9 protein-coding genes and 1 riboswitch are annotated in these 15,890 nt (G+C 66.9%); of the genes, 6 read left to right on the forward strand and 3 right to left on the reverse strand.

From position 1 onward, the window contains the following. Positions 1-5: 5 nt before the first annotated feature. From GV368_RS00295 to metH, 6 genes are all read left to right on the forward strand, one after another. Positions 6-896, forward strand: coding sequence for a serine/threonine protein kinase (locus GV368_RS00295; RefSeq protein WP_169114511.1), 891 nt, complete (start codon positions 6-8; stop codon positions 894-896). Next, positions 896-1,816: a PP2C family protein-serine/threonine phosphatase gene (locus tag GV368_RS00300; protein WP_206673165.1), complete on the forward strand. Its 921-nt coding sequence runs from the start codon at positions 896-898 to the stop codon at positions 1,814-1,816. The genes GV368_RS00295 and GV368_RS00300 overlap by 1 nt, the downstream gene beginning before the upstream one ends. 3 nt (positions 1,817-1,819) lie before the next feature. Beyond that, positions 1,820-2,533: a ribonuclease PH gene (rph, locus tag GV368_RS00305; RefSeq protein WP_169114513.1), complete on the forward strand. Its 714-nt coding sequence runs from the start codon at positions 1,820-1,822 to the stop codon at positions 2,531-2,533. Then, the gene (gene rdgB / locus GV368_RS00310) at positions 2,530-3,141 is read left to right on the forward strand and encodes an RdgB/HAM1 family non-canonical purine NTP pyrophosphatase (RefSeq protein WP_169114515.1); all 612 of its coding nucleotides are present in this window, start codon (positions 2,530-2,532) and stop codon (positions 3,139-3,141) included. Before rph ends, rdgB begins: the two co-directional genes overlap by 4 nt. Beyond that, the gene (hemW, locus tag GV368_RS00315) at positions 3,138-4,283 is read left to right on the forward strand and encodes a radical SAM family heme chaperone HemW (RefSeq protein WP_206673166.1); all 1,146 of its coding nucleotides are present in this window, start codon (positions 3,138-3,140) and stop codon (positions 4,281-4,283) included. The genes rdgB and hemW overlap by 4 nt, the downstream gene beginning before the upstream one ends. 9 nt (positions 4,284-4,292) lie before the next feature. Then, a riboswitch (S-adenosyl-L-homocysteine riboswitch) is annotated at positions 4,293-4,359 on the forward strand. Between the two features lie 52 nt (positions 4,360-4,411). After that, positions 4,412-8,089 (forward strand): methionine synthase, encoded by a 3,678-nt coding sequence (gene metH / locus GV368_RS00320; RefSeq protein WP_169114527.1) that lies wholly within the window; start codon positions 4,412-4,414, stop codon positions 8,087-8,089. A 24-nt stretch (positions 8,090-8,113) separates the two neighbouring features. On the opposite strand, the gene GV368_RS00325 is transcribed toward metH, so the two are convergent. The 3 genes from GV368_RS00325 to GV368_RS00335 all read right to left on the reverse strand — a co-directional run bounded on the left by GV368_RS00325 (position 8,114) and on the right by GV368_RS00335 (position 15,889). Next, positions 8,114-11,206 (reverse strand): EAL domain-containing protein, encoded by a 3,093-nt coding sequence (locus GV368_RS00325; RefSeq protein WP_169114529.1) that lies wholly within the window; start codon positions 11,204-11,206, stop codon positions 8,114-8,116. Positions 11,207-11,301: 95 nt separating this feature from the next. Continuing rightward, a complete protein-coding gene (locus GV368_RS00330) occupies positions 11,302-12,774 on the reverse strand; it encodes an efflux transporter outer membrane subunit (RefSeq protein ID WP_169114531.1) in 1,473 nt (490 codons plus the stop codon). Next, positions 12,767-15,889, reverse strand: a complete 3,123-nt coding sequence (locus tag GV368_RS00335) for an efflux RND transporter permease subunit (RefSeq protein WP_169114533.1) — start codon at positions 15,887-15,889, stop codon at positions 12,767-12,769. Before GV368_RS00335 ends, GV368_RS00330 begins: the two co-directional genes overlap by 8 nt. Position 15,890: the final 1 nt, after the last annotated feature.

The raw sequence follows: 15,890 nt of genomic DNA on the forward strand, positions 1-15,890 counted from the left end.
AGACCATGTCGACACAAGAAAACGCTCCGTTGCCCGTTGGGTGGCTCGTGGAGGGCTACCGCATCGTCGATCTGCTCGCCAAGGGGGGATTTTCCTTCGTCTATCGCGCTCGCGATCGCGAGGGGAAGACGGTGGCGATCAAAGAGTATTTGCCGCATACCTTGGCGCGACGGGAAGAGGGTGAGATCGAGCCGGAGATCCTGCCCGATTGTGAGCGGGCCTTTCTCTTCGGGTTGAAGTGTTTCTTCGAGGAGGGGCGGTCGCTCGCGCGCATCAACCACCCCAACGTGATCCGGGTGCTCAACTTCTTTCGGGCGAACCAGACCGTCTATATGGTGATGCAGTACGAGGAGGGGCGCACCCTCTTGCAGTACGTCCGGCAGAAAAAAGGGGGGCTGCGCGAGGTGCATACACACAAACTGTTGCACCTCGACCTGAAGCCGGCCAACATCTATCTGCGCCGCAATGGCGACCCGGTATTGATCGACTTCGGTTCGGCGCGTCAGAGCTTGTCGTCCGACCAGGCATGGGTGCGCACGATGTTTACGCCCGGCTACGCGCCGCCCGAGCAGCTCAGCGGCAAGCGTGAGCTCATCGGACCATGGACCGATCTCTACAGTTTCGGCGCCACGCTCTATACCTGCGTCACCGGGCAGGCGCCGCCGCGCGCAGAGGCGCGGCAAGAGAAGGACGATTTGCCGCAGCGGCTCGCCCCGTACCGTGAGCGCTATACGCCGGAGTTGATCGATCTCATCGTCGACTTGATGCAGCTCGAGCCCGAGCAGCGGCCGCAGAGCGCTTATGCGGTGCAGAAGGTGCTCTCGGCTTACGTGCCCTTCCTCGTGGCCGCCACCGAGTATCGGTCGATGATGCCCTCGCTGCACGAAGGAGCCTAATGATGAAATTCTCCATCCATCAGGCCACGAGCGTGGGTGGAAGGCCGGTGAACGAGGACCGGGTGGGCTACGCCTATTCGCGCGAGGCGCTCATCATGGTGCTCTCCGACGGGATGGGGGGGCACGCGGCCGGCGAAGTGGCGGCCCAGATCGCGCTGCAGAGCCTCATCCAGGCGTTTCGGCTCCACGCCAAGCCCCGAGTCGACGATCCTCTGAGTTTTTTGTCGCAGGCGATCATCAATGCGCACTATGCGATCCTGGAATACGCCCGGGTGAATCACATCGCCGGCAATCCTCGGGCCACGGTCGTCACCTGCCTCGTGCAGGAAGGGGGGTATGCCTGGTGGGCGCACGTGGGCGACTCGCGGCTCTATCACGTTCGCCGAGGCAAGGTGCTCGCCCGCACGATCGACCATTCGCATGCGCAACTTCTGATCGATCAGGGGGTGCTGAGCGAAGCCCAGTTGCGCACGCACGACAGCCGCAACCGCCTCTATTGTTCGCTTGGCGGGGAGACTTTGCCGCACATCGACTTCGGCCGGCGGACGGTGTTGCAGCCAGGCGACGTGATCGCGCTGTGTTCCGACGGCCTGTGGGGCGTGCTCGACGACGAGGAGATCGCCGAGCGTCTCACACGCGCTCCGCTCGTACGGGTGGTGCCCGAACTGGTGGAGCAGGCGGAGATGGAGGCGGGGCCCAACTCGGACAACGTTTCGCTCATTGCCATGCGTTGGGAGGAGGGCGTGCCTGCCGATCCGGGTGAGGATACGGTCTCGACCGAGACCCTGGCCCTCGATCAGGTAACCACGGCTTTCTCCGTGCCCCATCAGCCGACTTTTTCGGCCGAACCCATGGACGCCGAAGAGATCGAACGGGCGATCCGCGAGATCAACGAGACGATCCAGAAATTCAAGGGATGATGCATGAGGCATGATGGTAGGCGTGCCGACGAACTGCGTCCGGTGCGCATCGAACGAGGCTTCACGGAATATGCCGAAGGCTCGGTGCTGGTATCTTTCGGGCGCACGCGGGTGCTATGCACCGCGAGCGTGGAAGAATCCGTGCCGCCTTTCCTCAAGGGGACGGGGCAGGGCTGGGTGACGGCCGAATACGGCATGCTGCCGCGCGCCACGCACACGCGCACGCCGCGCGAGGCGGCCAAAGGGAAACAGGGCGGGCGCACGCTGGAGATCCAGCGCCTGATCGGGCGCTCGCTGCGCGCGGTGGTGGATCTGGCGGCGCTGGGGGAGCGGCAGGTCGTGCTCGATTGCGACGTGCTGCAGGCCGACGGCGGCACGCGCACGGCGGCGATCACGGGGGCCTGGGTGGCGCTCGCCGATGCGTGCGATGCGCTGGTGGCGCGTGGGGTGCTCGAGGCCTCGCCCGTGCGCGACCAGGTGGCGGCGGTGTCGGTGGGGCTCGTGGAGGGCGAGGTGTTGCTCGACCTCGATTACGCCGAGGATTCCTCCTGCGACACCGACATGAACGTGGTGATGACCGGCGCGGGCGGCTTCGTCGAGCTGCAGGGCACGGCCGAGCATGGGGCATTCGACCGGGGTGCGCTCGAAGCCCTGCTCGCGCTCGCCGAGAAAGGCATCGGCGAGCTGCTCGCCGCCCAGCGGGAGAGCCGGGCGTGAGTTCGGGCAAACGGCGGGTGGTGCTCGCGAGCAACAACGCGAAGAAGGCGGCCGAGCTCGAGGCGCTGCTCGCGCCGCTCGGCTGGGAGGTGCTGGCGCAAGGGGCGCTGGGCATTACGGAGGCCGAGGAGCCGCATCCGACCTTCCTGGAAAATGCGCTCGCCAAGGCGCGGCACGCGGCGGCCGCTGCGGGCCTGCCGGCGATCGCCGACGATTCGGGCCTGGCGGTGCCGGCGCTCGGCGGGGCGCCCGGGGTGCACTCGGCGCGCTTCGCGGGAGAGCCCCGGTCGGATGCGCGCAACAACGCGGCGCTGCTCGCGGCGATGCAGGACCTGGAAGGCGCGGCGCGGCGGGCGTTTTTCTATAGCTGCGTGGTCTTTCTGCGCACGGCGGACGATCCCCTGCCGCTCGTGGCCGAGGGACGTTGGTGGGGAGAGATCCTCACGGCGCCGCGCGGGGAGGGCGGATTCGGCTACGATCCCCTTTTCTATCTGCCCGAATGGGGCAAGACCGCGGCCGAGCTCGCCCCCGAGGAGAAGAATCGCCTGAGCCACCGCGGCCGGGCCTTGCGCCGGCTGCGGGCGCGGCTCGCGCGGGAGGGCGCTTGAGCGCGCTCGATCCGGCGCGGGTGCCACTGTCGCTCTACGTGCACGTGCCCTGGTGCGTGCGCAAGTGCCCCTACTGCGACTTCAATTCGCATCCGCTCGCAGGCGAGGTGCCCGAGGCGGAATTCCTCGCGGCGCTGGAGGCAGACCTCGAGGCCGAGGCCGAGCGTGCCGGCGGACGGCTGGTCGACACGATCTTCTTTGGCGGCGGCACGCCGAGCCTGCTCTCGGGCGAAGCGCTTGCGCGGCTCATGGCGGCGATTCGACGGCGTTTGCCGCTCGCGCCAAACGCCGAGGTCACGCTGGAGGCGAATCCCGGCACCTTCGAAGCGGCGCGCTTCGCGGCCTACGCGCAGGCCGGGGTGAACCGGCTCTCGCTGGGAGTGCAGAGTTTCGACGATGCCGCCTTGCGTCGGCTGGGACGCATCCACGACGGCGCCCAGGCGCGCGCCGCGCTCGCGGCGGCGGTGCGTACCTTCGCGCGCGTCAACGTCGATCTGATGATCGACCTGCCCGGCCAGAGCCCGGCGGCGGCGCTCGCGGACGTGGAGACGGCGCTCGCCGGCGGGGCGACGCATCTTTCCTGCTATCAGCTCACGATTGAGCCCAATACCCCTTTTGCCGCTGCGCCCCCGACTTTGCCCGCCGACGAGGAAATGGCGGCGATCGAGGAGGCGGTGGAAGATCGCCTTATGCGTGCCGGTTTCGTCCATTACGAGGTCTCGGCTTGGGCCCTGCCAGGGGAATCCTGCCGGCACAACCTCAACTACTGGAGCTTCGGCGATTACTTGGGCGTGGGGCCGGGGGCGCACGGCAAGCTCAGCACGCCCGGCGGCATCGTGCGACGCATGAAGCACAAGCATCCGCGCCGCTACCTCGCCGCGCGCGCGCCCTTCGTGCAGGAGGAATCGAGGGTGGTACCCGAATCCCTGCCCTTCGAGTTCCTCATGAACGCGCTGCGGCTACACGCGGGGGTGCCACGGGAGTGGTTCGCGTCGCGCACGGGTCTGTCTTTGGATGCGCTCGCATCGCACTGGGCGCGGCTCGAAGCCCAAGGTCTGGTCGAGCCGCTTGCCTGGCGCATCGCTCCTACCGAACGCGGCTGGCGTTTGCTCAACACCCTGCTCGAGGAATTCTTGCCGTAAAATACGGGGTTTTCCGAGGAGCGTTGCAGCGGCGTCCCGCCGCCAGGCTCGGAGAGAACAACGACGCTCGTGAGGCCCGGCTGCCGCCAGGCTTCACGGGCGTCTTGCTTTTTGTGGAGGGAACAGGTATGCAAGCGGACCGGACCGAGGAACTCACGCGCCTGCTGCGCGAGCGCGTGCTGGTGCTCGATGGCGCCATGGGTACCATGATCCAGCAGTATGGTCTCACCGAGGCCGATTTTCGCGGCGAGCGGCTGCAGGATCACCCGGTGGAGCTCAAGGGGGACAACGATCTCCTGGTGCTCACCCGCCCGGAGGTGATCGGCGAGATTCACCGCGCCTATCTGGAAGCGGGGGCGGACGTGATCGAGACCAACACCTTCAACGCCACGCGCGCCTCGCAGGCCGACTACGGTCTGGCGCATCTCGCCTACGAGATCAACCGGGAGGCCGCGCGGCTCGCCCGAACGCTCGCCGACGAGTACAGTACGCCGGACAAGCCCCGGTTCGTGGCCGGCGTCATCGGTCCGACCTCGAAGACGCTGTCGTTGAGCCCCGACGTGAACGATCCCGGCTTTCGCGCCATCGACTTCGACACGCTCGCGGCCGATTATCTGGAGTCGGCGCGCGCGCTGGTGGAGGGCGGAGCGGACCTGCTGCTCATCGAGACGGTGTTCGATACCTTGAACGCCAAGGCGGCGGTGTTCGCCCTCGAGCGCCTCTTCGAGGAGCATGGCCGGCGCTGGCCGGTGATGATCTCCGGCACCATCACCGATGCGGCCGGGCGCACGCTCTCGGGGCAGACGCCGGAAGCCTTCTGGGCTTCGCTCGCGCACGCGCGCCCGCTCACTTTCGGGCTCAACTGTGCTCTGGGAGCGCGCGAGCTGCGTCCGCACGTGGAGACGCTCGCGCGCATCTGCACTACTTTCGTTTCGGCGCATCCCAACGCAGGGCTACCCAATCCCCTCTCGCCCACCGGCTACGACGAGACGCCCGAGGCGCTCGCCGCGGAGATCGTCTCCTGGGTCGAGGCGGGTTGGGTGAATCTGGTGGGCGGCTGCTGCGGCACGACCCCGGCGCACATCGCGGCGATCGCGCAGGCCGTGGAAGGTCGCGCGCCGCGTCCCCTTCCCCCGGCCAAGCCCGTGATGCGGCTCGCGGGGCTGGATCTCTTCGAGATCGGGCCGGATTCGCTCTTCGTGAACGTGGGCGAGCGCACCAACGTGACCGGCTCGAAGAAGTTCGCCCGTCTCATCCTCGAAGAGAAGTACGATGAAGCGCTGTCGGTGGCGCGCCAGCAGGTCGAATCCGGTGCGCAGATGATCGACGTCAACATGGACGAGGCGATGCTCGATTCCGTCGCGGCGATGACGCGCTTTTTGCGCTTGGTGGCGGTGGAGCCGGACATCGCCCGCGTGCCGGTGATGGTCGATTCTTCCAAGTGGGAAGTGATCGAGGCGGGGCTCAAATGCCTGCAGGGCAAGGGCATCGTCAATTCGATCTCGCTCAAGGAAGGGGAGGCGACGTTCCTCGCGCAGGCGCGGCTCGCGCGGCGCTATGGCGCGGCGGTGCTGGTGATGTGCTTCGACGAGCGCGGGCAGGCCGACACCTTCGCGCGCAAGATCGAGATCGCCGAGCGCGCTTATCGGCTGCTGGTGGCCGACGGGTTTCCGCCCGAGGACATCGTGATCGACCCCAACGTGTTTGCCATCGCCACGGGGATTCCCGAACACGACAACTACGCCGTCGATTTCATCGAGGCGGTGCGCTGGATCCACGGACATCTGCCGCACGCCAAGACGAGCGGCGGCATCTCCAACGTCTCGTTCTCCTTTCGCGGCAACGAAACGGTCCGTGCGGCCATCCACACCGTGTTTCTCTATCACGCCATCCGTGCCGGACTCACCATGGGCATCGTCAATGCCGGGCAGCTGGGCATCTACGACGAGCTGGAGCCGCGGCTGCGTACGCTCGTCGAAGACGTGGTGCTCAACCGCCGCTCCGGCGCAGCCGAGGAGCTGGTGGCCTACGCCCAGACCCTGCAGACGGGCGAGGCCAAGGCGGAAGCAGTGCAGGAATGGCGCTCCTGGCCGGTGGAAAAGCGTCTGGAGCATGCGCTCGTCAAGGGAATCACCGAGCACGTGGTCGAGGACACCGAGGAGCTGCGCGCGCGCTTTGCCGTCGAAGGCAAGGGGCCGCTCGCGGTGATCGAGGGGCCGCTCATGGCCGGCATGAACGTGGTGGGAGATCTCTTCGGTGCGGGCAAGATGTTCCTGCCGCAGGTGGTGAAGTCCGCCCGGGTGATGAAACTGGCGGTGGCGCACCTGCTGCCCTACATCGAGGCGGAGAAGGCGAAGACGGGCGGGCATACCAAAGGGCGCCTCGTGCTCGCCACGGTGAAGGGGGACGTGCACGACATCGGCAAGAACATCGTCGGCGTGGTGCTCGCCTGCAACGGCTACGAGGTGCACGACCTGGGCGTGATGGTGCCGTGCGAGAAGATCCTCGCCGCGGCGCGTGAACTGAAGGCGGATGCGATCGGGCTCTCCGGCCTCATCACCCCTTCGCTCGAAGAGATGGCGCACGTGGCCGCCGAGATGCAGCGGCAGGGCTTTACGGTACCTCTGCTCATCGGGGGGGCGACGACGAGCCGCACCCACACGGCGGTGAAGATCGCGCCGCACTACGAGGGGCCGGTGGTGTACGTGCCGGATGCCTCGCGGGCGGTGGGGGTGGTCTCGGCGCTGCTCTCGCCCGGCGAGCGCGAGGTCTACTTCGCTCAGGTGCGGGAGGATTACGCGCGCATCCGCGAGCGGCATGCTGCCAAGACCGGCTACACCTTGCTGTCGCTGGAGGCCGCACGCGCCAACGCGTTTCGCACCGACTGGACGGCCTACGCACCGCCGCGCCCGCGCCGGCTCGGCGTGTTCGCCGAGGAGGTTTCGCTCGAGCGACTCGTGCCCTACATCGACTGGGGGCCTTTTTTCCAGACCTGGGATCTGGCCGGGCGTTTCCCGCAGATTTTGGAAGACCCGGTGGTGGGCGAGACGGCGCGCCAGGTCTATGGCGAGGCGCGCGCCCTGCTGGAGGTGCTCGTGCGCGAAGGGTGGCTGAAGGCGCGCGCGGTGTGGGGGCTCTTCCCGGCGGCGAGCCTGGGCGACGACATCGAGATCTACACCGACGAATCGCGCCATGCGCTCGCCATGGTGTGGAACGGCCTGCGACAGCAGCACGAGCGCCCGCCGGGGCAGCCAAACCTGTGCTTGGCCGATTTCATCGCCCCGAAGGAGACGGGGGTGCCGGACTGGATCGGGGCGTTTGCCGTGACCGCGGGCATTGGCATTGAGGAGAAACTCGCCGAGTACGAGGCGGCGCACGACGACTACCACGCCATCCTGCTGAAGGCGCTCGCCGACCGGCTGGCGGAAGCCTGCGCCGAGTGGCTGCACGAGCGGGTGCGGCGGGAAGACTGGGGCTACGCGCCCGAGGAGCGGCTCTCGCCCGATGATCTGGTGGCCGAGCGCTACCGCGGTATCCGCCCGGCGCCGGGTTATCCGGCCTGCCCCGACCACACGGTGAAGGGCGACTTGTTCGCGCTGCTCGATGCGCCCGCGCGCGCCGGCATGACGCTCACCGAGCACTACGCCATGCGCCCGGCCGCGAGCGTGGCCGGGTTCTACTTCAGCCATCCCGAGTCGCGCTACTTCGCCATTCCCAAGATCGGGGAAGATCAACTCGCTGACTGGGCGCGGCGGCGCGGCATGGCGCTCGAGGCGGCGCGGCGCTGGCTCGCGCCCATTTTGTAGAGGTCAGCCGAGGCACTGAGTAGTTTAGCCACGCCGGGGGATGGCGAGCGCGAGCGCTTGCAGGCGGGCAAGGAGTTCGCGGTGAAGGGTAGCGACTTCCTCTCGCAGCTCGGGGGGTGGGGCTCCGGTCTTCGCCGCAGCGACCAGTTTTTGCGCCGCACGGTGCATCGCCTCGTGTGTGTTCACGATGGCGGGGAATTCGGTCCGGGTGGCCAGGATTTCTCGCCCCTCGCTGTCGAGCCAGTGGCCGAAGTCGCAGCGATGCGGATCGAGCTCGGGGGGCGGTGTCGCGATGCCGTCGCGCAGGTGGTATTCGAGGCGGGCGAACCAGTGACGGTGGCTCAGCTCGAATCGGGTCAGTCGTCGGCACAGGGGATTGGTCAGGGTGTCGCGCCAGCGTGCCCACTGGGACGGGTGCTGCCAGCGCAGCGCCCAGTTGGTGAAGTCGGCCTGCGGCATGGGGTGGGCGATGCCATACCCCTGGGCGACGTCGGCGCCGAGTCGCAAGAGGTATTCGCCGTGTTCCAGCGTCTCCACCCCTTCTGCGACGCAGTGCAGGTCGAAGGTGCGGGCGAGTTCGAGCACCGCTTCGACGATGCGAGAGTCGTCGGTCTCGTCGAGCAAGTGGATGACGAAGGCTTGGTCGATCTTGATCGCATGGGCCGGTACGCGCTTGAGGTAGGCGAGCGAAGAGTAGCCGCTGCCGAAGTCGTCGATCGACAGGCGCACGCCCAGCGCCCGGCACTGCGTCATCAGCTGTTCGATGCCCAGGCCGGCGTCGAGCGCGCTCGATTCGACGATCTCCAGCTCCAGCCGCTGCGGCGCGGCGTCGGGGTAGCGCGCGAGCCGTTCCTCGAGCTGGCGGGGAAAGGTGGGATCGAGCAGTTGGCGCGGCGCGACGTTGACCGAGACGAGCCAGTCCCGCCCCTGGCGCGTCCAGTCGGTGAGCAGGGCCAACGCCCGCTCGAGCACCCAGTCGCCGAGCCGCACGATCGCTTCGTCGTTCTCGATCGCCGGGATGAAAGCGCCGGGGGCCAGCAGCCCTCGCGTGGGATGTCGCCAGCGCACCAGGGCTTCCGCGCCTTCGATGCGCCCGCTCGCCAGTTCCACGCGCGGTTGCAGGTAGAGCCGCAGTTCTTCCCGCTCGATGCCTTCGATCACCGCCTGGCTCAGCGAGCGGCGCGCGCGTTGCTCGCGATCGAGCTGGGCGTCGAAGCGGCAATAGCGGTTCTTGCCACTTTGCTTGGCTTGATAGAGCGCGAGGTCGGCGTGACGCAGGAGGACTTCGGGGTCGGCGTCGTCTTCGGGGTAGACGGTGACGCCGATGCTGGTGGTGAGCTGCAAGCTTTCATCACCGTACTTGATCGGCATTCGGGTGACGGTGAGCATGCGCTCGACGATCGGCACCCAGGCTTCGGCCGAAGGGAGGTCGGTGATCACGGCGACGAACTCGTCGCCGCCGATGCGCGCGAGCGTGTCGGTTTCGCGCAGCGCCCCTTGTAGGCGCCGGGCGGTGAGCCGCAGTACCTCGTCGCCGACCTCGTGGCCGCAGCGGTCGTTGACCGGTTTGAATCCATCGAGATCGAGATAGACCACGGCCACCGCGGTGTCGTGACGGCGGGCGGCGGCTAGTGCCTGCGCCAGGCGGTCGTTGAGGAGCACGCGGTTGGGCAGACCCGTGAGTTCGTCGTGGTAGGCCAGACGCTCGAGCATCTGCTGCTGTGCCTTGAGCGCGGTGATGTCCTGCATCGCCGCGACGTAGCGGATCGGTCGGCGCTGCTCATCGTAGACGGCGGAGATGGTAAGCAGCGTCGGCAGCGGCTGCCCAGATTTGGTCTGATTCCACACTTCGCCGTGCCAGCTGCCACTCGCCCGCAGCGTGGCCCACATCGCATCGTAGAAGGCTTTGTCGTGCCGGTGCGAGCGCCACGGCGCGATGCGCACACCGATCACTTCCTCGCGCGAAAAACCGGTCATGCGCAGCAGGGCATCGTTGACTTCTAGGATCATGAGATCGGTATCGGTGACCACCACGCCCTCGGCAAGGGCGTGGAAGACGCTGGCGGCGATGCGCTGGGATTCTTCCAGCTGCACGGCATCGGTGACGTCGCGCACCAGCCCGGCGATACGCCGGATCCGGCGGTTTTCCGCGTTGCCGTCGACGGCGCGGGCCCAGGTCTCGATCCAGCGCCAGCCGCCGTCGGCGTGGCGGATGCGGTAGCGCAGATCCACGTTGGGGCGGTTGCGGTTGAGATGTTCGACGACTGCCTGATGCACCCGTTCCCGATCCTCGGGGTGGATCATCGCTACCCATTCTTCGAGCGGCACGTCGATCGGGCGCTCTCCCGGCAGGCCGAGGATGCGCTGGCTCCGTGGGCAGAACGTGGCGACGCGCCGCTCCACGTCCCACAGGATGCGGCCGAGCCCCGCTCCTTCGAGGGCGAGTTCGAGCTCCTCGGCCAACTGCCGCGTCCGATGCTGGGCGCGCCGCAGCCGCAGATAGGCCGCCCCGAGCAGGAGCAGCAGCAGCCCCAGGCCGATCACTGCCCAGCCGAGAATCTCCCGGCGCGCCGCCTCGGTGCGCCGCAGCGCCTCCGTGCGCTCGGCAACGAGCTCCTCGAGCCGGTTCTGGTAGCGCTCCAGTTCAGACTGCAGAAGGCTTGCCCGCGTCTCGGGCAGGATCAGCGAGAGGAGGTAGGTGCGCCCGTCGATCTGCACCGGGCTCGAATAGACCTCGGTGGCCACGATTCGTCCCGAGGCGAGGCGGTGGGGAAAGACGAAGAAATTGCGCTGCTGCCGCCGCGCGTCTTCCATCTCGTGCTGCACTTCTTCGGGCGAGAGTTGGTTGATCTCACGGATCGTCATGCCGCCGCGCAGCCGCTCGGCGGGATAGCCGTAGAAGGCGATCGCAGCTTCGTTCGCATCGAGGATGCGTCCATCGTCGGGCGCGATGAGGAGGGCCGGCACGGCATGCTGTCGCAGAGGGTCTGGCAGCTGCTGTGCCCAGATGGGGCGCAGTACGAAGAACAGCGCCGGCAGAATCGAGCATCGGACGACGCAGCGGCGCAGCCGCGAGCAAAGCGCATACCGGGATGGCCTCGGGCGGTGGCTGGTCATCGTCCCCTCTTTCTCATGCTTTTCCCCATTATAGGCGAGGACAAGCCGGGGCCGGCGTGCCCGAGCGCCCTTGCGCTCGGGACGCGGAGAGGGGGTTACTCGCCGGTTGCGCTCTGCTTCATTTCCTGGGCATCCGCAGCGTTCGCGGCGGCCACGATCGGTTCTCCCTCGAATTCCCTGCTGCCGCCTAGTGCCTTGTAGAGTTGGGCCGCGGCCGAGAGCAGCTGACGTCGGGTCGAGATCACCGCCTGCGAGGCGGAGAAGGCATCGCGTTGCGCGTCGAGTACTTCGAGGAAGCTCGTGATGCCTTCACGATAGCGCGCCTCGGTGAGCGTCAACCGTTGCAGTTGGGTGCGCTCGAGTGCCATCTGGGCCTCGAGCTGGCGGGCGATGCGCTCGCGCGCCGAGAGCAGATCGGCCACCTCGCGGAAGGCCTGCTGGATGGTGCTCTCGTACTGCGCCACGGCGATGTTCTGGCGCACCAGCGCGAGGTCGAGGTTCGCCTGGGTACGGCCGGCGTCGAAAATCGGCTGGGTGAGCATCGGCTGGAAAGTCCAGGCGGCGCTGCCTGCGTCGAACAGCCCGCTGAAGGCCGCGCTGGCGGTACCGAACATCCCCGTGAGGGTGATGCGCGGGAAAAAGGCGGCGCGCGCCGCGCCGATGTTGGCGTTGGCGGCGATGAGCTGCCGTTCGGCGGCGCGCACGTCGGGACGGCGCAGGAGTACTTCGGAGGGGACGTTGACGGCGAAATTGCCGATCAGATCCTGCTCGCGCAGGCTGCGTCCCTCTGGCCAGTCGTGGCGGTCGGTACCGACGACCAGGCGCAGGTAGTTTTCCGCGGCCACGCGTTGCTGGTCGAGCTGCTCCACCGCCACGCGCGCGGTTTCGTAGGAGGCGAGCGCTTGCAGGTAGTCGAGTTCGGAGGCGACGCCGACGTTGCGTCGCTCGCCGACCAGGGTCAGCATCTCGGCGCGGGTGCGCAAGGTTTCCTTGGCGAGCACCAGGCTCTCCTCGGCTTCCTTGAGCGAGAGGTAGGCATTGGCCACGTCCGAGATGAGCGAGAGACGGAAAGCGCGTTGGGCTTCGTCGGTGGCGAGGAATTGCTGGCGCGCGGCTTCGGTGAGGCTGGCGACCCGACCCCAGAAATCGAGTTCGAAGGAGAGCAGCCCCAGACCCACGTCGTAGCGGTGCGACGTCGTGGATCGCCCTCGGGCCGAGAGGTCTGCCGGCGTACGGGCAGCCTGCTCGGCGGCGTCGAGGGAGACGTTGGGCAGACGGTCGGCTCGTTGGATACGGTACATCGCCCGGGCTTCTTCGACGCGGGCCACGGCCACGCGCAGGTCGCGGTTGTTTTCCAGGGCGGCGGTAATCAGCGCTTGCATGCGCGGATCGGGAAAGTATTCCTGCCAGGGCATGTCGGCGATGTCGCGCTCGCCGCGCGGGTCGACCGAGGCCGGCCATTGCGCGGCAACCGGCGGTTCAGGACGGAAATAGTCCGGCATCATCGAACAGCCCGTTGCGCTCAGCAGCAGGGCGAGCGCCAAGGGGGAAGAGCGCAGCTTACGCATGACGAGGCTCCTGGGCGTGGTGTTCGTCCTTGGGGGGAAAGATGCGGCGAACCACCACGAAAAAGACGGGGACGAGGAAGACGGCGAGCACGGTGGCCGCGAGCATGCCGCCGATCACCCCGGTGCCGATGGCGTGTCGGCTCTGGGCGCCGGCGCCGGTGGAGATGGCCAGCGGCAATACGCCGACGATGAAGGCGATCGAGGTCATCAGAATGGGGCGGAAACGCATGCGGGCAGCTTCCAAAGTGGCCTCGATCAGGTTTTTGCCGCTTTCGTGCAGCGATCGAGCGAACTCGATGATGAGGATGGCATTTTTTGCCGACAGTCCGATGATGGCGACCAGCCCGACTTTGAAGTACACGTCGTTGGGTAGGCCGCGCCAGGTGACGGCCAGCAGCGAACCGAACACGCCGAGCGGCACCACCAGCATCACCGAGAAGGGGATCGACCAGCTCTCGTAGAGGGCCGCCAGGCACAGGAAGACGACGATGAGGGAGATGGCGAAGAGCATCGGGGCCTGCGCACCGGAGAGGTTCTCCTCGAAGGAGGTGCCCGACCACTCGTAGCCGATGCCGGAGGGCAATTGGGCAGCGATCGCGGCCATCGCCTGCATCGCCTCGCCGCTCGATACGCCCGGTGCGGGCGAGCCGGTGAGCTTGAGCGCTGGCACGCCGTTGTAGCGATCGAGCCGGGGAGGGCCGACCATCCAGCGCGTCTTGACGATCTCGGAGAGCTTGACCATGTTGCCGTCACGGTTGCGTACCGAAACCTGCAGCATGTTCTCGGGGCTCATGCGCACCGGGGCGTCGGCCTGCAGCTGCACGCGCAGGATGCGTCCTTGTCGCTCGAAGTCGTTGATGTAGGCCACGCCGAACATCGCCTGTAGCGTCTGGTTGAGCACGGCGGAGGACACGCCCAGGGTTTCGGCCTTGTCGCGGTCGATGTCGAGCATCAGTTGCGGTCCGGGGGGCATCCCTTCCAGGCGCACGTTGGTCAGGCGCGGTTCTTGAGCCGCGAGTTGGAGCGCCTGATCCTTGGCGGCGTCGAGCGCTTGGCGACCGAGACCGGCGCGATCCTGCATCCGGAAATCGAACCCGCCGATCGCGGCCATTTCGGGGATGGCCGGTGGGTTGATCGCGAAGATGATCGCTTCCTTGAGGGGAAAGAAATGTCGGTTGGCTTTCTGGATGAGGGCATGGGCCGAGGATTCCGGCGCCGTGCGCTCGCTCCAGTCTTTGAGTCGCACGAACAGGAGGCCGGCGTTTTGTCCGCGACCGAGGAAGGAGAACCCGACGATCCCGATCGTGTTCTGGACTTCCGGCTGAGAGAGGAAGTACTGTTCGGCCAGAGTGACGATCTCCTGCGTGCGTTCCTGGGTGGCGCCGGATGGCAGCTGAACCATCGTAATGAAGTAGCCCTGGTCTTCTTCCGGCAGGAAGCTGCCTGGCAGGCGCGCGAACAGCCATCCGGCACAGGCGATGATGAGCGCGTAGAGGATCATCCAGCGCCAAGGCCGGGTGATGACACGGCGTACGCCGGTGACGTAGCCGCGCGTGGTGGCTTGAAAGCCGCGGTTGAACCAGCCAAAGAATCCTTTTTCCCCATGGCCTTCTTTGTGCGGTTTGAGCATGCTGGCGCACAGCGCCGGGGTCAGGGTGAGCGCCATGAGCGCCGAGAACGCCATGGCGAGCACGAGCGTGATCGCGAACTGGCGGTAGATCACGCCGACCGAGCCGGGGAAGAACGCCATGGGGATGAAGACCGAGGTGAGCACCAGGGTGATGCCGATGATGGCGCCCACGATCTGCGACATCGCCTTGTGCGCTGCCTCGCGGGGCGGGAGCTTGTCCTCGGCCATCACGCGCTCGACGTTTTCCACCACCACGATGGCGTCGTCGACCACGATGCCGATCGCCAGCACCATGGCAAAGAGCGTGAGCACGTTGATGGAATAGCCCAGTATCCAGAGACCAACGGCAGCGCCCAGCAGCGACACGGGCACGACGATGGTGGGAATGATGGTGGCGCGCAGGTTGCCGAGGAAGAGGTACATCACGATGAAGACGAGGATCACCGCTTCGAACAGCGTCTTCACCACCTCGCGGATCGAGATCTCGATGAACGGCGTGGTGTCGTAGGGGACGATCCAGTCGATGCCCGGCGGAAAATATTGGGCGAGATCCTCGACTTGGGCCCGCACGCGCTGCGCCGTCTCCAGCGCGTTGTAGCCGGGGGCGAGCTTGATGCCGATGGCGGCGTTGGGTTGGCCGTTGAGTCGGGCAAAGACTTCATAGCCTTGCGCGCCGAGCTCGACCCGACCGACGTCCTTCACCCGCACGATGGAGCCGTCCGGTTTGGCCCGCACGATGATTTCGCCGAATTCCTCGGGTGTTTTCAGGCGCCCGCGCGTGACCACCGTGGCGGCGAATTCCATCCCGGGTACCGCCGGGGGCGCATTGACCTCGCCCACCGCCAGCAGCACGTTCTGCGCAGCCACCGCGTTGATGACGTCGCCGGGCGTTACCTGGTAGCTGTCGAGTTTTTCGGGGGCAACCCAGATGCGCATAGAATATTCGGCGCCGAAGAGTTCGGCATCGCCCACGCCGGGAACCCGCCGCAGCGGATCGAGGATGGTGGTGGAGGCGAAACTGGCGAGGTCGACGTTGTCGAGCGAATTGTCCGGCGAGAAGAGCGAGACGAACATCAGGTAGTTGCGCCGCATCTTCTTGACGGTGACGCCGAGCCGGCGCACTTCGTCGGGAAGGCGCGCCTCCACCCGCTTGATGCGGTTCTGCGCTTCCACCGAGGAAATGTCGAGATTGGTGCCGGGCCAGAAGGTGAGGTTGATGGTCGCGCCCCCCAGCTCCGACTGCGAATCCATGTAGATGAGGTTCTCGATGCCGTTGAGCTCTTGCTCGATGAGGGCAACGACGGTCTGTTCGATCACCTCGGCCGATGCGCCGGGGTAGTTCGCGGAGATCGCCAGCGCGGGCGCGGCGACTTCGGGATACTGCGCAATCGGCAAGGAACGCAGCGCCAGGGCGCCGGCGAGGATGATGACGATGGCGATGACCCAAGAGAAGACTGGCCGGTCGATGAAGAAATTGACGGACATG

This window comes from Tepidiphilus baoligensis (assembly GCF_012911495.1).
GTDB classification, from domain to species: Bacteria; Pseudomonadota; Gammaproteobacteria; order Burkholderiales; family Rhodocyclaceae; genus Tepidiphilus; species Tepidiphilus olei.